The 17,504-nt window shown below is 35.3% G+C and carries 12 protein-coding genes and 1 tRNA gene; 7 read left to right on the top strand and 6 right to left on the bottom strand.

Translation table 11 applies throughout. The features are described 5' to 3' along the window. The first annotated feature begins 232 nt into the window (after positions 1-232). Positions 233-1,054: an alpha/beta hydrolase gene (locus K0R77_RS08090; RefSeq protein ID WP_300350905.1), complete on the top strand. Its 822-nt coding sequence runs from the start codon at positions 233-235 to the stop codon at positions 1,052-1,054. Positions 1,055-1,223: 169 nt separating this feature from the next. Here the strand turns inward: K0R77_RS08090 and K0R77_RS08085 are convergent. From K0R77_RS08085 to K0R77_RS08075, 3 genes are all read right to left on the bottom strand, one after another. Then, positions 1,224-1,297, bottom strand: a tRNA-Arg gene (locus K0R77_RS08085). A gap of 75 nt (positions 1,298-1,372) precedes the next feature. Next, a complete protein-coding gene (locus tag K0R77_RS08080) occupies positions 1,373-3,142 on the bottom strand; it encodes a TonB-dependent receptor (RefSeq protein WP_300350903.1) in 1,770 nt (589 codons plus the stop codon). Between the two features lie 81 nt (positions 3,143-3,223). After that, complete coding sequence (locus K0R77_RS08075) at positions 3,224-6,187, bottom strand: tetratricopeptide repeat protein (protein ID WP_300350901.1); 2,964 nt, start codon at positions 6,185-6,187, stop codon at positions 3,224-3,226. Between the two features lie 253 nt (positions 6,188-6,440). Here K0R77_RS08075 and K0R77_RS08070 point away from each other — a divergent pair, with 253 nt between their 5' ends. From K0R77_RS08070 to K0R77_RS08060, 3 genes are all read left to right on the top strand, one after another. Continuing rightward, positions 6,441-8,111 (top strand): APC family permease, encoded by a 1,671-nt coding sequence (locus K0R77_RS08070; RefSeq protein WP_300350899.1) that lies wholly within the window; start codon positions 6,441-6,443, stop codon positions 8,109-8,111. 109 nt (positions 8,112-8,220) lie between these two features. Continuing rightward, entirely contained in the window at positions 8,221-8,544 is a 324-nt protein-coding gene (locus K0R77_RS08065) for a DUF962 domain-containing protein (RefSeq protein WP_300350896.1), read from the top strand. A 99-nt stretch (positions 8,545-8,643) separates the two neighbouring features. Next, positions 8,644-8,916: a DUF4377 domain-containing protein gene (locus tag K0R77_RS08060; RefSeq protein WP_300350894.1), complete on the top strand. Its 273-nt coding sequence runs from the start codon at positions 8,644-8,646 to the stop codon at positions 8,914-8,916. Positions 8,917-8,957: 41 nt separating this feature from the next. Here the strand turns inward: K0R77_RS08060 and K0R77_RS08055 are convergent, their stop codons facing one another. Together K0R77_RS08055 and K0R77_RS08050 are read right to left on the bottom strand one after the other, a co-directional pair. Continuing rightward, entirely contained in the window at positions 8,958-9,905 is a 948-nt protein-coding gene (locus tag K0R77_RS08055; protein WP_300350891.1) for an SPFH domain-containing protein, read from the bottom strand. A gap of 72 nt (positions 9,906-9,977) precedes the next feature. Further along, positions 9,978-11,333 (bottom strand): deoxyguanosinetriphosphate triphosphohydrolase, encoded by a 1,356-nt coding sequence (locus tag K0R77_RS08050; RefSeq protein WP_300351718.1) that lies wholly within the window; start codon positions 11,331-11,333, stop codon positions 9,978-9,980. Between the two features lie 70 nt (positions 11,334-11,403). Between K0R77_RS08050 and K0R77_RS08045 the strand changes: the two genes are divergently transcribed. The 3 genes from K0R77_RS08045 (at position 11,404) to K0R77_RS08035 (ending at position 13,991) form a co-directional block, all read left to right on the top strand. Next, complete coding sequence (locus K0R77_RS08045; protein WP_300350888.1) at positions 11,404-12,135, top strand: DNA-formamidopyrimidine glycosylase family protein; 732 nt, start codon at positions 11,404-11,406, stop codon at positions 12,133-12,135. Between the two features lie 577 nt (positions 12,136-12,712). Continuing rightward, on the top strand, positions 12,713-13,213 hold the full coding sequence (locus K0R77_RS08040) for a MepB family protein (protein WP_300350886.1): 501 nt from the start codon (positions 12,713-12,715) through the stop codon (positions 13,211-13,213). Positions 13,214-13,277: 64 nt separating this feature from the next. Next, a complete protein-coding gene (locus K0R77_RS08035; protein WP_300350883.1) occupies positions 13,278-13,991 on the top strand; it encodes an AAA family ATPase in 714 nt (237 codons plus the stop codon). Positions 13,992-14,351: 360 nt separating this feature from the next. Here K0R77_RS08035 and K0R77_RS08030 read toward each other — a convergent pair whose 3' ends face one another. Further along, on the bottom strand, positions 14,352-17,354 hold the full coding sequence (locus tag K0R77_RS08030) for a LamG-like jellyroll fold domain-containing protein (protein ID WP_300350881.1): 3,003 nt from the start codon (positions 17,352-17,354) through the stop codon (positions 14,352-14,354). Positions 17,355-17,504 lie beyond the last annotated feature (150 nt).

Genomic DNA, 17,504 nt, shown 5'->3' with positions numbered 1-17,504 from the left:
CTCTTTTTTGTCATTGCGAATGTACAAAAGTTCTACAGATTGCTTCACTTTGTTCGCAATGACAAAAAAAGCGGGAACGGAAGGCGGATTAAGCTGCCCAAAATAAAATATAGCAAATGAACTATTTTAACTTAGATCAAGATGGGTTGAATTTCACAGAACTACATTTGCTAAAGAATTAAGACAACGAAATATTAAAATAAATTAATTACAAACATTTAAAAAGTAAATTATGAGCACACTAAAATTAAAAGACGGAACAGAGATTTTTTACAAAGATCAAGGAGAAGGACCAACATTGATGTTTCACCACGGATGGCCTTTATCATCAGATGATTGGGATGCACAGGTAATATTTTTCTTACAGAAAGGTTACAGAGTTGTGACGCACGACAGAAGAGGTCACGGAAGATCTAGCCAGAACATATACGGTCATACCATTGAACAATACGCTGCTGATGCGGCTGAGTTGGTAGAATTCTTAGACCTGAAAGACGTAGTTCACATCGGACACTCAACAGGAGGTGGTGAAGTGATCCGTTATGTTAACAAATATGCTAACGGAAGAGCTAAAAAAGCTGTTTTGATCAGTGCAGTTCCGCCGATTATGGTGGCAAGTGAAAGCAATCCGGATGGTGTACCGATGGAAGTTTTCGACAACATCAGAGATCAGACACTGAACAACAGACAGCAGTTTTATATCGATTTGACTTTCCCTTTTTACGGCTACAACAGAGAAGGTGCAAAAGTGAAAGAAGGTGTACAGAGAAACTGGTGGAGACAAGGAATGATGGGCGGAATTGTTGCGCATTACGACGGAATAAAAGCTTTTTCTGAAACTGATTTCAGAGAAGATCTACAGGCGGTTGACATTCCTGTTTTGGTTCTTCACGGAGAAGATGACCAGATCGTTCCTTACCAGAATGCTGCTTTAAAATCAATTAAATTACTGAAAAACGGAACGATAAAAACTTACCCGGGGTTCCCTCACGGAATGCCGACTACGGAAGCAGAAACGATTAATAAAGATCTTTTGGAGTTTATCCAATCTTAAGGAAAAGTGAAATAAGGAAAAGGTGAACTGTTTGGTTCACCTTTTTTATTTTTTATTAAATCATTACTTTAATTATGAAAGATTATGTTCTCAAAAATTAATAAGAGTAATCATAATAAAGAAAAACAACGCCAATAGTCTATTAGCGTTGTTTTTCTTTATAAAAATGTGACTTCGAAGGGATTCGAACCCCCAACCCTCGGAGCCGAAATCCGATATTCTATCCAGTTGAACTACGAAGCCGTTTTTATAAGTAATGAGTAATTAATGATATGTAATGAAAATATTGCTTATAACCAATTACTCATTACCCATATTTTAGAAAGTAATCTTCACACCTCCCACAATCTGTGCACCAAGAACTTTATATCCTTTGTACGTTTGGTATTTTGAGCTCAGAAGATTGTTTCCGAGTGCGAAAATACTGAAATTTTTATGAATTTTATACTCTGCAGACAAATTTAAATCTGCATACCCACCAACTTTATCATTCGTATCTTCTGTCGATTGGAAAATCAACGACGGACTTCCCACGCCTTCAAGCATATACGAGTTTGTCGTTCTGTCAGTTGCAAAGATTCCTTTGAAGCCTAATGACAGTTTTTTCTCGAACATTGTATATTTTGCACCTATGCTTCCTGTCACCAACGGAACATTGTAAATATTGTCATAATTCTTTAAATCATACTTTAAAAATCTAACATCAGCATCAACAATTAGATTTTCCAATGGGAAATATTGTAAACTACCTTTGATATCGCGTACATTTCCGTCATCATAAACTGCTGAAAAAGTATTAGCAAAATCGTAACCCGGACGGTCTAAAGTAAATGTATTATCAAACAAATTATTTCCCTGGAAAAACATAATATTTCTCATTTTTCCAAAACCTGCAGAAACATCATATTTAAAAGTTTCGTCGATATCACCTCTTAAACCTGCATAAAAATGATACTGCGTTTCAGTCGGTCTCAACATCTGATCCGAAACTAAAAACGGATTTGCCTGCAATAATTCGCTGTAAGTATTTAGTTTTAAACCACCGTCTACTCCACCGTAGAATTTAAATTCTTTAGCAGCAGCTACCTGAAACTCAGCTTGCGGAAACCAATATGTTTTATTGTTTTTTAATTCTTCAGCTAAGATTAAATTAGAATTTCTTGCATTTAAAAATGAAAAAGAAGAACCCAACATCAAATACGATTCACCTTTAGCAAAAGTTACTTTCGGAGCAATATCTGCATTAAAGAATGTTGATGAATTTTTATTTAATAAAGCAAAATCTGTTTTTACCGTTTCTAAACCTAAACCTAAATCAGCATTTAAAACAACTCCGCTTTTTCCTAGTTCAACAGCGTGTTTTGAAAGGTTAGCTAAGATGGAAGCCTGATTTTCTTTTGCATCAAAATGGTCACTCAAAAAGGAAGATTTTACTCTTACATCATTTAAAATTTCATTTGAATAAAAATCATAATAACCGTTTACTTTAAACTGATTGACTTTCTGCTTCAAATCTACATCTGCGGAAGGTGTCAATGCGTAAATTCCGTAATAATTATAATTATCTAAACCGTATTCAGCATTCACATTGATTTTTCCTTTCTCACCGTAAGAATTAAGGAAAGCCCCCAAAGTTGCAGAACTCTGATTAGAATCCCAATCGTAGATTTTTTTCAAACCATTGGTAGAAAGCACATGAACGTCAGCTCCCACTTCAATTTTGTTCTCAAGCGTTTTAGAAATATTGGCGTCGGCTAAAATCTTTCCGTAATTCCCCATTCCAAACTGAAAATAGTTATTCTGAGCCGTTGCATCAAATTTCGGAGCGACATCTTCACCCTGAATCGTAGAAGTTTTAAAGTCTGAAACTGCAGGAACATCTGTAATATTGTATTTTACAGGATTGGCAGATTTCTCTTCCGGCGGATAATTTTTCACCGTTTCTACTGAGGTTTTTTTCTTCTCAATTTTCTTTACTTCCGGTTCTCTTTTCTTGTTAAGAATCAGTTTTTCCTCTTTGATCTGAGAAAATGCCACAGACGAAATTCCCAGAAATAATATAGATAGTATTTGAATTTTCTTGTTCATATATGTTGTATTAATGTATAAAGTAAAAAGTATTAATGATTAAATGACATCGATACATCTTACATAAATACGACAGTACATTTATTTTTTAATCAATTTTTTAACCTCTTTCGCTTCTGCAACAATTTCCGGGAAATCTGCATAATTGGCAATAATCTGATCACAAGTGTAACTCGCCTGATAATTGTCTTTCAAGCCAATATAATTTTTCGCCATCAAAACCAATGCTTTTGCTCCCCAATAATCTTCTGACGCATAATTATTAGCCAATTTGAAGATAGTTTCGTTAGAAGATTTAAATGCTTTTCCTTTGTTCTGATAGAATGCTTTTGCGTAAAGAGCTTCTGCCGCAACTTCTGTGTTTGAAGATTTTTCAAGCGAAGTATAAGCTGTTTGAGCATCTTTATCTTTCCCTGAATTCATCAGACTTCTCGCCTTGATTACTTTTGCAGTTTCAATAACTGCTGCAGAGTTTTTGTTGTTGGCAATTACTGCATCGGCTAATTTTTCAGCCTGTGAAAAATCTTTTTCTTCAGCATACATTTTCATCAATTCTACATTCGCATAATTTCTGACGTTGATGTTAGAAGAATTTCTGATATTTTCCAAATATTTTTTAGCTTCAGCAGAATTTCCCTGAGCAATGTAAATCTGAGCAACCCGGGTTTGTGCATCATCCTGATAATCGTTCTGAACGTTTGCAATCTCCTGTAAAACCAATAATGCTTTTGTAGGATTATTTGTCTGATAATAACTTTCTCCCAACTCATATTTGGCCTGATAAAGACCTTCTCCTGTCGGATTCTGAGTTAAATATTTTTCGTAATAAGAGATCGCGTTTTTATAATCTTTCTTTGTGAAATACTGTTTTCCGGTTGACAAATTGATTTCATCAATTTCAGAAGCATCAATATTAACTCCCACATTTCTTGCAAAATCTGCGTAACCGGAAACATCACCGTTTTTAGTAAAAATAGGCTTTGCCGCCTGAACGATTTTTTGTGCATAAGCTGTATTTTTATATTGTTCACCAAGAGATCTTAATTCAGACAAGGCTTTATCACTTTGGTTTTGGTCAATATAATTCTGCGCTCTGTAAATAGAAGCATTCGCCACCAAATCTTTATCCAGAGAAGATTTAATAACCTTTCCGAAGAAATCATTAGAATTAGCAAAATCACTTTGAGCTGCATAAGCAACACCAATTTCATACTGTGCATCATCAATATATTCCGAAGAAGGATATTTTGAAATCAATGATTTTAAGTTGGTAATTTTTGCTGCGTTATCATCTTTAAATCCTAAAGCCAAAGCTTTTTGGTATAAAGTATAATCGGTAGCATCTTCGTTTTTATCGTAAATCGCAATTGCCTGATCCAAGTCGTTGTTGGCGTAATTAATATCCGCTAAACGAAGCTCGGCATCATTTTTAAATTCAGGTTTCGGATTTTTTAAATATTGCGTAAAATATTGCTCCGCCTGATCGAATTTCTTAGATTTAAAATAAGCATAACCGATGTCGTAAGGCAACTGCTGTTTTTCAGGGAAAGTTTCGTTCACTAATTTTTCATAACGTGCAATCGCAGAAGGGTAATTTCCTTTCTGATAATACACTTGACCCAACCAATACAAAGCTCTGCTGTTGAACTCTTTATTAATATTAAATTCTAGACTTCTTAAGAAATATCTTTCAGCTTCATCAAAATTTCCTTTGTTAAATTCTTCCGTTCCTAATAAATAAGAAACTTCCTGATCCACTTTATCGGTTTCAGGAGTTGAATTCGGTAATTTATCAATTGCGTTTAAAGTCTCCTTAAAGTTTCCGGAATACAGATAAGATTTCACCAAAAGTGATCTCATTTCTGCATTTTTAGCACCGCTTGGGTTTGCGGTAATGTAATTTTGAATCACCGTTGTCGGACTTTCAAACGGGTTTCCTATATCGTAACCCAATTTTGCATACTGTTCGTGAGCAAGCTGTTTTACACTCGCATCATAATCCATCTGATAAGAAGAACGGAACGCTGAAAGTGCTTCCTGCTTTTTTCCGACCGCCAGATAAGCGTTTCCTAACTGATAATAAGCGTTCTGAGCCAAAGCCGAATTGCTGTTTAACAACTGATTATAATAAGAAACCGCTTCATCATATTTTTTGAGCTGAGCCGCCACAAATCCCATTTCATACAAATCATTTTCTGAAGGATTCTGCTGAACGCTCAGATAATCTTTCAAATGCGGATAAGCAGACTCATAATCACTCTTCATAAAATAACTTTCACCAATGATTTTATGAACCTCTGCTTTATAAGACTCTGAAATATCTTCATTTAATAAAGCTGTTCCTTCAGAAATCGCTTTATCATAATCTTTATCATTGTAATGCATCTGAACATAATACGGACGCACGAGCTTTGAAAATTTAGGCTGATCTTTTACCGAATCAAAATACTGGAAAGCCTGGTCGTTCTGACCTTTTGAATAGAACAAATGCCCTAACATATAAGCAATATCGCCTTTTTGAGATTCCTCTGCTGTTTTGTAAGCTTCTTCCAGCGCATCTATCGCACCTTTAGAATCTCCCATCATAAATTTGGCATAACCTAATTTTAGAATATACTGCGTATTTTCTTCACGGGTTAACTGATACTGATTAACTTTCTTTAAAGTTTTTAAAGCTTCCTTAAAATCTTTTTTAGCCAAATAATAATCTGCCAACGGAAGATTAGCCTGAGCAAAATATGCAGAGTTGGGATATTCTTTCATAAAAGCCGTCAATCCTTCTTCAGCATGATTTTTCTGAAGGATCACTCCTATGACGTTATCAAAAAACTGTGCAGCTTCTTTTTTCGATTGCTCCAGATTCTGATTATAGAAATACTGGCGTGCATATTCGTATTGTGAAGCGTTGTATATTTTGGTCTGGTAAAGATTCTGTGCTAAGTTAAACCTGTAGTTTTCCTTTTGGGTAAAGTACTGTGACTGTTGGGCTTCGGAAATACCAAAATAGAAAACAGCAGCCGCTAAAAGTATTTTTTTTGATTTCATTAATATCAAATTTTAAAATGGGTTAGCCTTCAAAAATAAGACCATTTATCTTAAATTTCAGATAAGTTTTTATCCACAAATTATCAACGAAAATATCGAAAAGATATTGTATAAACAAGTCTTTTCAGATAATGTTAGTTTGTGGATTAATTTTTAATACTTATTAACTTTTCAGCAAGAATATTTAAGAAAATATTAATTATTTAATAGAAATAATTACATTTGTTTTTTTCAACTTATATATAACTATTGAATGAATCAACTTTTCAGAAGAAAAAACTATTCAGAAACAGATACTTCCACTAATCTTTTAAGGGTTTTAGGTGTTTGGGACATCGTATTTTTCGGAATCGCAGCAATTATCGGGGCAGGAAGCTTCAGCAGTTTGGGTGAAGCGGTTTTCAGAGGTGGTCCCGGTGTTATTCTACTCTATCTGATCTGCGGTTTTGCCTGTGGTTTTACAGCTTTATGCTATGCAGAATTTGCCAGCAGAATTCCCACAGCTGGCTCGGCTTACACTTATGCTTACGCAAGTTTTGGGGAATTGATTGCCTGGATTATCGGTTGGGCTTTGATTATGGAATATTCCTTCGGAAATATCTATGTTGCATTCTCCTGGTCAGATTATTTTACAAGTTTTCTGGAGCGCCTCGGAATGCATATTCCAGATTATCTCACATGCAGTTACACAGAAGCAAAAAAAGCTTTCTTAAATGGTTCTGAAAATAAAGAATTAATCAATGCATGGACAAATGCACCACTATTGGGAAGTTTAAAATTCATCGTTGATATTCCTGCACTCATCATTAATGGTTTGATTACCTGGCTTTGTTATGTAGGTTTAAAGGAAAGTAAAAATTTCAATAATTCTTTAGTTATATTAAAATTAGCGGTTATTGTATTGGTTATTTTAGTTGGCTTTTCATACATCAATACAGATAACTGGACCCCTTTAAATCCTGAAACAGGAGTTACTTCTTTCATGCCAAACGGTTTTGCAGGAGTCATGAGTGCTGTTTCCGGAGTTTTCTTCGCCTACATTGGCTTTGATGCTTTGAGTGTACTTTCTGAAGAAACTAAAGATCCGCAAAAAACCTTACCGAAAGGAATGATCATTTCTTTGGTGCTTTGTACCGTAATTTATATCTGCCTTACTCTGGTTCTCACAGGAATGGTCGATTACAGAAAATTTGACGGTGTAGGAGATCCGCTTTCATTTATATTTGAAAAAACAAACGCGAATGTTGCATGGATGGAACTGGTGGTTTCTTTTGTAGCAATTGTAGCAATCACCACAGTTTTACTGGTTTTCCAGATGGGACAGCCAAGAATCTGGTATGCGATGAGCCGTGACGGACTGATGCCTGAAAAATTTCAGACTGTACACCCAAAATACAAAACACCATCTTTTGCTACAATTATTACAGGTATTGTAGTGGGTGTTCCGATTATTTTTACCGATAAAAGTTTTATCCTGGATTTTACAAGCATCGGGACAATTTTTGCTTTTGTGTTGGTTTGTGCCGGAGTTTTATTGTTGCCGGCAAAAGAAAAGATCAAAGGCAGATTTCACCTTCCTTATATTAATGGTAAAATTATCTTTCCTGTAATTTTCATCGGAGCTTTGGTCGGTTTTTATTATTTTCAGCCTGCATTTTTTGATACTTTGATGGATTGGAAAGATCCCGACCAGGGAGAATTCAGAGCTTCTATTTTCTTTTTTATCCTGATTAATTTAGGATTGTGCATTTTGACTTTTATTAAAAATCTTTCATTAATTCCGTTGATTGGTTTGAGTTCTTGTCTTTATTTACTGACCGGAATGAGCCATGAAAACTGGTTCTGGTTTGGACTTTGGTTTGCTGTAGGTTTGGTGATCTATTTCTGCTATGGATATCAGAACAGTAAGTTGAGAAAAGTTTAAATCAAATATTTTTAAATAACGAAAGGCAAAATTGTAAAATACAGTTTTGCCTTTTTTGTATTTGGCGAAATTATTGCTAAAGTATTCTAAGATCTTTAAATACTAAACCATGGCTGAAAGAATTAAAACATACAGTGAGTTCTACGAATTTTATCTCGAAGAACACCGTAAATTGGGAACAAGAATTTTCCATTTCTTAGGAATTTTATTTGTTTTTGCCGTGATCGGATTTGTATTTTATACCGGAAAAGAAAGATTTCTTTGGTACATTCCGATATTTGGATATGGTTTTGCGTGGCTGAGTCATGCTTTCATAGAACGAAATAAACCGGCAACTTTTAAGTATCCACTTTGGTCATTGATTTCAGATTTTAAATTATTTTTCGAATTGTTGATTGGTAAACAGAAATTCAGAACTCAGGAAAAAGCTTAATTTTGGTTACCACAAAAATTAATTGTATGAAAAATATTTTAAAAATAGTAAGCTATACATTTACATTCATGTTTTTAATAACACAATGTAAACAAACCAATGCCAAATTCATCTTCAGAGGATGAAAAAACTTTCATCATTGCCTCACAAACTGTAGATTGTACGGGAGTTGCGCCAATGAAATGTCTTCAGGTAAAAGAAAAAGAATCCGACAGTTGGGGAAATTTCTACAACAACATCGAAGGCTTCACTTACGAACCGGGCTTTGAATATGTTTTAAAGGTTAAAACAGAAAAAATTGAAAATCCGCCAATGGATGGTTCGTCAATCAAATACACTTTGGTAAAACAGGTTTCCAAAACCAAGAAATAAAAAAATCCCTTTCAAAAAATTGAAAGGGATTTGTATTTAGTTTAGTGTTCTTCCTGATGACCACCTCGATTTTTCGGAGGATTCGGAAGTTGAATTTTACTGAATTCATCCATTTTTTGTGTTGCTGCCATTGAAACAACCAGATCATTCAGCATCGAGCTTGCGGCTGTCGGAGAATTTGGAAGCAAAACCAAATTACTTCTGTTATTAGCTCCAATCGACTGTAACGTATCGTAATGCTGGGTTACTACGATCAGCGCAGAAGCTTCCTGTGCATTGATGTTTGCAGCATTCAGCATTTTTACAGATTCTTCAAGACCTTTTGCAATTTCTCTTCTTTGGTCGGCAATACCTTGTCCCTGAAGTTTTTTAGATTCTGCCTCAGCTTTTGCAACCGCAACAATTCTTATTCTCTGAGCTTCAGATTCATATTCTGCAGCGGTTTTTTCACGTTCTGCAGCGTTGATCCTGTTCATGGCGTGTTTTACCTGTTCGTCAGGATCGATATCCGTAACTAAAGCTTTGATAATATCATAACCGTAACTTTGCATCGCCTCCTGCAATTCACTTTTAACGGCAATTGCAATATCATCTTTTCTTACAAAAACATCATCTAATTTTGTTTTCGGAACTTCAGCACGTACGACATCAAATACGTAAGACGTAATCTGATTTTCAGGATTTTCCAAACGATAATATGCATCTTTCACATTTTCTCTGATTACCTGATACTGAACGGAAACTTTCATTTTAATGAAAACATTGTCCAGAGTTTTGGTATCTATGATGACATCCAATTGCTGAATTCTAAGATTGAGACGTTTGGAAATCTGATCCAAAAAAGGAATTTTCAGATGCAAACCTGCATGACTAACCTTTAAAAATTTACCTAATCTTTCCACCACAGCTGCAGATTCCTGCTTTACTGTAAAAAAAGAAGCGAATAATGTGACAAGTCCGAAAAAGACCAAAATACCTAAATACACCATATTGTTTTTATTTATGAATTAGGTGATAAGATACAATTTTTCAGGCAAATAATGAAATGTAAAATGAATAAATTACATCGTCATTCCGATATCGATTCCTTTTATTTTCCGATAAAGATCAGTTGCATAATTATCCGTCATTCCGGAAACGAAATCAACCACACCCAAAACTTTCTGGTAATCACTTCCCTCTTCGTAAATGAACTGTTTTGGAATTAATTTTAAAGCTTTTGTATCATAAGATTTGATTTTATCTTCAGATTTTAAAATAGAAGGTATAAAATGATCAAGAAGCTCGTACATTACATTGTATCCTGCGTTTTCAATTTCCACGACTGCTTTATGATTGTATATTTTTTCGACTGAAAAGCTCTCTATATCCTGCAAAGCCTTGTTTTCACTTTTGTACATATCAAGCAGAGCTTTGTCGAGATTTCCTTCAAGAATTTTGTCGAAATTTTGCTTGTACATTGAGATCGATTTATTAATCAAAGCATTAATTACTTTTGCTCTTAAATAGGAGATCTTTTCGTTGTCATTTCCAATAGAATCAAGCTTTCTCTTAACCCTGTCTACATCATCGGTTTCGGATTTTACCAGCTCAAAAAACAGATTCTGACAATCTGCTGTTGAAACAATTCCCAATCTGTGTGCATCTTCCATGTCGATAATATTGTAGCAGATGTCATCGGCTGCCTCTACTAACCATACAAAAGGGTGTCTTTTAAAAATATGCGGATCTTCGCTTTCTGAAATTAAATTGGTTCCTTTTGCAATTTCAAGAAAAATATCTTTCTCATTTTGAAAAAATCCGAATTTTTTTCGATGAATAATTCCTTTTTTCTTAGCAATTGCTTCACAAGGATATTTTGCAATACTTGCTAAGGTTGCAAACGTCAGCTGAGTTCCACCCGCATCTTTACCTTGCTGTTGTTGAGCTAAAACCCGGATAGCATTGGCATTTCCTTCAAAATTAACCAGATCAGCCCATTCTTTTTCGTTGAATTTAGGTTTAAGGTCATTTTCATTCCGGTCAAAATAGCTGGCAATTGCATCTTCTCCCGAATGTCCGAAAGCGGGATTTCCCACATCATGGCAAAGACATGCTGCAGCAATTACATTTCCTAAATTATGCTGGTAAAAATTTTTAGATTCTTCGGTAAGATCGCTTTTATGATTTTCTGCTATATATTCTCCGATCACACTTCCCAAACTTCTTCCAACAGAAGAAACCTCAAGCGAATGCGTAAGACGGTTATGCACAAAAACACTTCCCGGAAGCGGAAAAACCTGGGTTTTGTTCTGCAGCCTTCTGAATGCCGACGAAAAAATAATACGGTCAAAATCTCTCTGAAAATCTGTTCTTGAAGCAACAGTATTTGGATTGTTCCCGGTACGCTGACTGGTGAAAATCTGGTTCAAATTCATCATTTTCCAAAATTAATTCAATTTTTACTTTTAAAGGAATAATATTTGAGTTTTTCTTGAAAACAATATTATGCCTGAAGGTCCAACAATCGTTCTCATGAAAGAAGATCTGCAAAAATTTGTAGGTAAAAAAGTAATTGAAGTCAATGGAAGCGAAGTTCCTGAAAATTCCGAAATCAAAGGAGAAGTTCTCCGTGAAATAAAAATTTTCGGGAAGCAGACGTATCTGATTTTTGATAAAATTATTTTCAAAATTCACCTAATGATGTTCGGTTCTTACAGTTTGTATAACAGGAAAGATATTGATACCCTTAAATTGGGTTTAACCTTCAAAGATGGCGGAATGTATTTTTACACTTGTGTCGTAAAGGTTATTGATGAAAGTTATCTATTAAAAATCGATTGGGAAGCAGATATTATGAGTGACAGATGGAATCCCGAAAAAACTGAAAAGACTTTAAAAGCAGCTCCAAAAATGATGATCTGTGACGCGTTGATGAATCAGGATATTTTCTCCGGAGTCGGAAATATTATCAAAAATGAAGCGTTATTCAGAGTTGGTATTCATCCGGAAAGTCTGATCGGAAATTTACCACCGAAAAAACTTCAAGAAATTATTGCAGAAGCAAGAAACTACGGCTTCGACTTTAAAAAATGGAAGAAAGCAAATGTTCTGAGTAAGCATTTTCAGATTTATCATCAGAAAAACTGCCCGATCTGTGGAGCGGCAACTGTAAAAAAAGATACAGGAAAAAGTAAACGGACGAGTTTTTTCTGCAAAAATGATCAGAAATTGTATTGATCTTGCCCCAAACTAAAAATCTAGATTTAAATCATTAAATTTTATTCATTTTGATCGTCGAAGCATGATTTTTAAGTGCTTTAATTTTTGTTATGCAAAGCATTTTTATCTTATTTGAATTATCGAGTCTTAAATACAAAATACGAATACATTAACAAATTCACATTATTTTACGAATAAAATAATTTATTATACGGACAATTTACAGTTAAATTTTAAAATTATTCAATTAATATTTAGTCTAAAATAGCTTAATAATACCGTAACAAACTGATATACATCATAATATTTGTATTGCCTATACAATTTGAAAGCCGTAATATTGCATTACAGAATTCACAATAAATATTAATATAAATAAAAATTCAAAAATTATGATCGCAATTATCGGAGTAGCAACATGCGCAGTTTTAGTTTCTTCTTATATCGCAACAGTGAAAAGAGAAAACAACTAATAGGAAATAAAAAAATACTATTCAGCAAATTTATCAGATGATATTATTATGTTTGCAGTTACCAACAAAAACTGCCCGCTGTTTTACTCAACCGGAGTAAAACAGCGCAAAAAACATAATAAATGATTACAGAACTCGGGCAACTTCAAAATTTAGTTTTTTCTAAACTCAGTTTAATCATTTCCAATCTTCTGCAGGATCCTGAATGTGAAGAATATTTTGGTCATAGTTTCAGACTTGATCACTCCAGCATCAAATTCAGAAAAGCTAAAATCACTCCTAAGAAAATCGGACAATTTGTGACTTTGTGGAAGAGAAATCTTTCAAGTAAACAAACCGAGCCTTTCACTTTCGAAGATCCCTTTGATTTTTATATCATTGCTTGTGAAAACAATGAAAAATTTGGATTTTTCTTTTTTCCTAAAAATATTATGTCTCAAAAACAAATTCTGACAACCGTTTCCAGGGAAGGAAAACGCGGATTCAGAGTTTATCCGGATTGGGATTTTCCCCAAAATAAACAAGCGACTAAAACTCAGACTTGGCAGAAAAATTTCTTCATCGATTTTTCAGATGAAAATTATCTTGAAAAATTCAAAACGATTTTAAACTTCGATCTATAATTAAATTCTAAAAGATTCTAAAGAATTATCTTTGCTACGACAACAGTTTAAACAAAGCTAAAAAATGAATCTGTACAACCTCATCATTCAGGATAAAGAAGAAGTAACGCTCGATGATGTTTTCCTTACACCACAAAATAAGCAGCAGTTTGTACAGCTCATCAAAGAACAGACTTACTCTAAGGAACTAATGGAATACGGGCTTCCCGTCAATAACAAAATTCTTCTCGAAGGAAGTTCAGGTTGCGGAAAAACCATGACGGCAAAATCGGTTGCGAATGCTTTGGGTAAAAATATCATTATTCTAAATCTTAGCAATATCGTTTCTTCAAGAATCGGTGAAACTTCACAAAATATCAAAATGATCTTCGATAAAGCTGCAAGAGAAAGATCTGTTTTATTTTTAGATGAACTCGACCAAATCGGAAAAGCTCGTGGAAGCGACGACAAAGATGTGGGCGAAATGAGACGACTCGTCAATACCTTGATTCAATTAATCGATTATTATCCAGAAAATGCACTTTTACTTTGCGCCACCAATCATGCAGAAATCATTGATACAGCGATCATTAGACGTTTCCAGCTTAGAATAAAATACGAAATGCCTTCAAAAGAATTTCTGGATCGCTTTTATGATCACCTTTTATCAAAATTTCCCGAAGATTTAAGAAATATTGCAAGGAAATATGAGATTTCTTTTGCTGAAGCTAAAGATTATACTTTTACTGTTGTGAAAGGAAATTTGATTGGGAAACTGGAAGCTAAACAAAAAGTCTAAAATAGAACAAAACATCCTCCACCACATAGAAATTATAAGTAACAGAAAAATCAATTCTTGGAAAATTAAGCAGTAATGGTCAAATATGCTGATATAAGAAAGAATAAAACAACTTACCCAACATCATCACAGCATTATGAAAGCACAAGCCAAGTGGTTCCACTCGTTACCAACGTATATCTTTGTCACTGTTTACATTCATCATATCACCAACAAAAACATCCAGTAAAAAATTCTTCGGATTTTCTTCTCCCCTCCAAAGGAGTGGAATTTTAGATTGTCATAATAAAAAAATCCTTTCAATAAATTGAAAGGATTTCCTTTTGAAAATATGAATGTATAAAAGTGTGCTCTTATTTTCTACTGAACAATAATTTTGAAATTGCTGTTCAAATTATCTCCTGAAACATTCAGAATATAATTTCCTGATACTTTTCTACCGGCAATATTTAAATTAAAAATTCCGTTTCCGTTAGCATTCAACTTTTCTTTGATGATCACTTTTCCGGTCATATCCATTACGATTGCTGTTAAACTAGATTTTTTATACTCAGGAAGTTTAATGAAAATCTGATCTTTTACAGGATTTGGATATACCGTTCCCACATTTTTACTGATACTGAATTCCGCATTACCCAATACTGCCTGATTGTACAAAGCAGATATTTCAGCTGAAGTTAATGCGTAATTGTACATTTTCAGTTCATCAAATGCACCTTTATAAGGAGCCGAGGCATTGGCAGTTGCCTGAAACTCGAGCTCACCGATGTTTCCGATGATAAAATCACTTGCTTCACCAATACCTGTAACCGCAGTCTCATCTCCCTCAGAACTTAGAACACCATTCGTATAAATTCTCATTTTATGAGCAGTAACATCTCTCTGAATCACAACATGCACCCAGTTACCATTAAAAAAGTTGGCAATTGGTGAAGTGATTTCCTTTTTCGTCACATTATCATCGATTGCATACCTCAGCTGGCCTCCTTTGATCTCTATGTTAAAGCGTTTTCCCGTTGCACCTGTTGTAGTATTGGCAGTGATCGAACCCTTACACAACACGTAAAGACTGGTTGACGAAGAAGATGGGATCATACTTGCCGGAGCTTTCATCCAGTAAGAAACGGTAAAAGAATTTGTATTAAATAAAATCTGCTCCTGATGCGGAATACTTGCAATATACGGAGTAGCCGGCGAAGTTGCCAGATCAAGGGCATTGTTTTCTTTTCCAGGTACTCTCACGTTGGCATTATCATAGGCTGCATTTAAGATTCCGTGATTAGCAAAAGACGTTACATCAGTAATCTGTTCGCCGGATAAAGGAACCTCGGCAAATGGCCAGTTCCCGACAAGACTTGGTGTAATAGCACGGAAACTCCACACATTTCCTGTTGCAATGCCGAGAGTGTTACCAGCATCAATTCTCCAGTAGTAATTGATTGCCGGGTTTAAATTAGAGAGTTGATATGACGGTGTTACAGAATAAGGTACAGTAGCAACATTGTTTAAATTTTGAGGATCTGTTCCAAAAAACACTGAGTAACTTGTTGTGTTGGTACTGCCTGTCCATTTTAAAAGCAGGTTACCGTTGTTCAATTCTATATTGGTATTATTATTTGCAGGAGTCGGATTCGCTGCCTGCGTAGGAGCCGAAGGAACGGGCGGCGTTGTGATCGACGCATTGGCTGTATACACCGAAGATTCTGATGCATTGGTTGCTTTCACTCTGTAATAATATTGAGTGTTCGGCGTTAAACCTGTTTCATTGTAAGTTATTGTGTTCGCAGGTAAAGTTGCAATGACCGTAAAGTTAGTACCATCGTTAGAACGCTCCAGTATATAATTTGTTTCATTAGCAGCATTATCATTCCAGTTAACCGTTAATGAACTGGAAGCCGGAGTTCCCGCAGTCAATGGATTAGTAAAATTAAGATTAGATGGTGGAATAATAAAAGTCGGAGGAGCTGTATTGGGTAAACCGTTAATATATACCTCGATATTTAAATACGGAGCGTGTGTTGTACTTACTGCCAAAGCATCAGCAACGTTAGGATTCAGCCCGTTGGCAGTTTCCCATGCATCCGGCATTCCGTCATTATCCATATCCAAAGGAGCTGGAGCACCATAAATGTGTCCTGCACCACCATTGGTAAAACCAAATTGAGTCGTTAAATCAGTCTGTACATAAACATAAGTAGCAGTTGTTCCTTTTGACGACAGATCCGAAATCATCAGCTGATCTACCTGATCCCGTTGTGGATAAGATGCTCCAACTCCCGCAACAATATTATCAAATGCAGCCTGTGCAGTTAAAGTTGGATTTTTCATCGGATAATCGTAAGAAGTTGCCTGTATTGCCGTAATATCTCCGACCGGATATCCTGTTAAATCCTGCGGAACTAAAGTTCCGTCCAAAACTCCGTTTTTATTGTTATCAAAATAATTTCCGGAACCATATAAATTGAAGTTGGCATTTCCTACGCTGAAAGGTGTAGAAACCGTACCACTTGTATTAGGACCTCCGATAAAATAATTGTTTATAATATTGGCATACGAAGCTCCTGCAGAATCTCCACCCATGATGTAAGCTTCACCAGACTGTGTGTGACCATAGCTATTTCCGTAATTACCCCAATTATAAACTACATTATTGACAAACTCATTGATTCCTTTAATCTTATTATTACGTGTTTTATTACAGATATATAAGTTCCCGATCAAACTGATTTTCCCTCCTGGTGGCGGCTGCATCAATCCACCTGCAGAGTGATTGTGTCGGTGCATTCCTTGTCCGATGATAGAATTCTGAATCGTTATGTTATCAGGACTCGTTCCGTTGTTATCCCAGTTCACAGAAAAAACTTCATCTGTTCCCCAGGTAAAAGTCATATGATCTAAAATGATATTAGCTCCGTTGGCGATTCCTGATGCATCCTGATTTTGAGATGTTCCGCCATAACGGATACGCATATATCTAGCAATCGTATTATTGGCTCCTGAAAATGACACTCTTGGTCCTAAAAACAAAATTCCTTCTCCGGGTGCAGTCTGTCCTGCAATTGTTGTATTGGCAGCCACAGCCACAACTGATTGTAAATTAACAATACCTCCCACTTTAAAAATAACAAAACGACCCGGCTGACTTACCGCATCTCGGAACGAACCTGCGCCGCTGTCATTCAAATTGGTAACTAAATAGATTTGAGGATTTGCTGCACCTCTTGCTCCTGTGGTAAATCTGCCGAATCCGGTAGCTTCCGGAAATGCTAATGTCTGAGCATCTAAGCCAGCAGCGGATAAGGTCAATCCACACAACAGCAAAGATTTTAAAGCTTGCTTAATGAGTAAAGTTTTCTTGTTCATGTAATATTAATTTTGTGTTAACCAAGCTAATCACAAACATAAATATGAGCATCCTGCACCATCCTGCTGACCACTATAAATCAATCAATTACGATAAAACATCAGACAAAAGGGTAAAATTTTTGTTTAATCAACCAGATTATTAGTACG

This window comes from Chryseobacterium sp. (assembly GCF_029240215.1).
Lineage (GTDB): Bacteria > Bacteroidota > Bacteroidia > Flavobacteriales > Weeksellaceae > Chryseobacterium.
The sequence above is the reverse complement of the archived record's forward strand: the minus strand, read 5'-3'. Positions and strand labels throughout refer to the sequence as shown.

Bases quoted from the DNA above. Each gene is read 5' to 3' on its own strand.
- K0R77_RS08090 (WP_300350905.1), top strand. From the start codon at position 233: ATGAGCACACTAAAATTAAAAGACGGAACAGAGATTTTTTACAAAGAT.
- K0R77_RS08080 (WP_300350903.1), bottom strand. From the start codon at position 3,142: ATGAACAAGAAAATTCAAATACTATCTATATTATTTCTGGGAATTTCG.
- K0R77_RS08075 (WP_300350901.1), bottom strand. From the start codon at position 6,187: ATGAAATCAAAAAAAATACTTTTAGCGGCTGCTGTTTTCTATTTTGGT.
- K0R77_RS08070 (WP_300350899.1), top strand. From the start codon at position 6,441: ATGAATCAACTTTTCAGAAGAAAAAACTATTCAGAAACAGATACTTCC.
- K0R77_RS08065 (WP_300350896.1), top strand. From the start codon at position 8,221: ATGGCTGAAAGAATTAAAACATACAGTGAGTTCTACGAATTTTATCTC.
- K0R77_RS08060 (WP_300350894.1), top strand. From the start codon at position 8,644: ATGCCAAATTCATCTTCAGAGGATGAAAAAACTTTCATCATTGCCTCA.
- K0R77_RS08055 (WP_300350891.1), bottom strand. From the start codon at position 9,905: ATGGTGTATTTAGGTATTTTGGTCTTTTTCGGACTTGTCACATTATTC.
- K0R77_RS08050 (WP_300351718.1), bottom strand. From the start codon at position 11,333: ATGAATTTGAACCAGATTTTCACCAGTCAGCGTACCGGGAACAATCCA.
- K0R77_RS08045 (WP_300350888.1), top strand. From the start codon at position 11,404: ATGCCTGAAGGTCCAACAATCGTTCTCATGAAAGAAGATCTGCAAAAA.
- K0R77_RS08040 (WP_300350886.1), top strand. From the start codon at position 12,713: ATGATTACAGAACTCGGGCAACTTCAAAATTTAGTTTTTTCTAAACTC.
- K0R77_RS08035 (WP_300350883.1), top strand. From the start codon at position 13,278: ATGAATCTGTACAACCTCATCATTCAGGATAAAGAAGAAGTAACGCTC.
- K0R77_RS08030 (WP_300350881.1), bottom strand. From the start codon at position 17,354: ATGAACAAGAAAACTTTACTCATTAAGCAAGCTTTAAAATCTTTGCTG.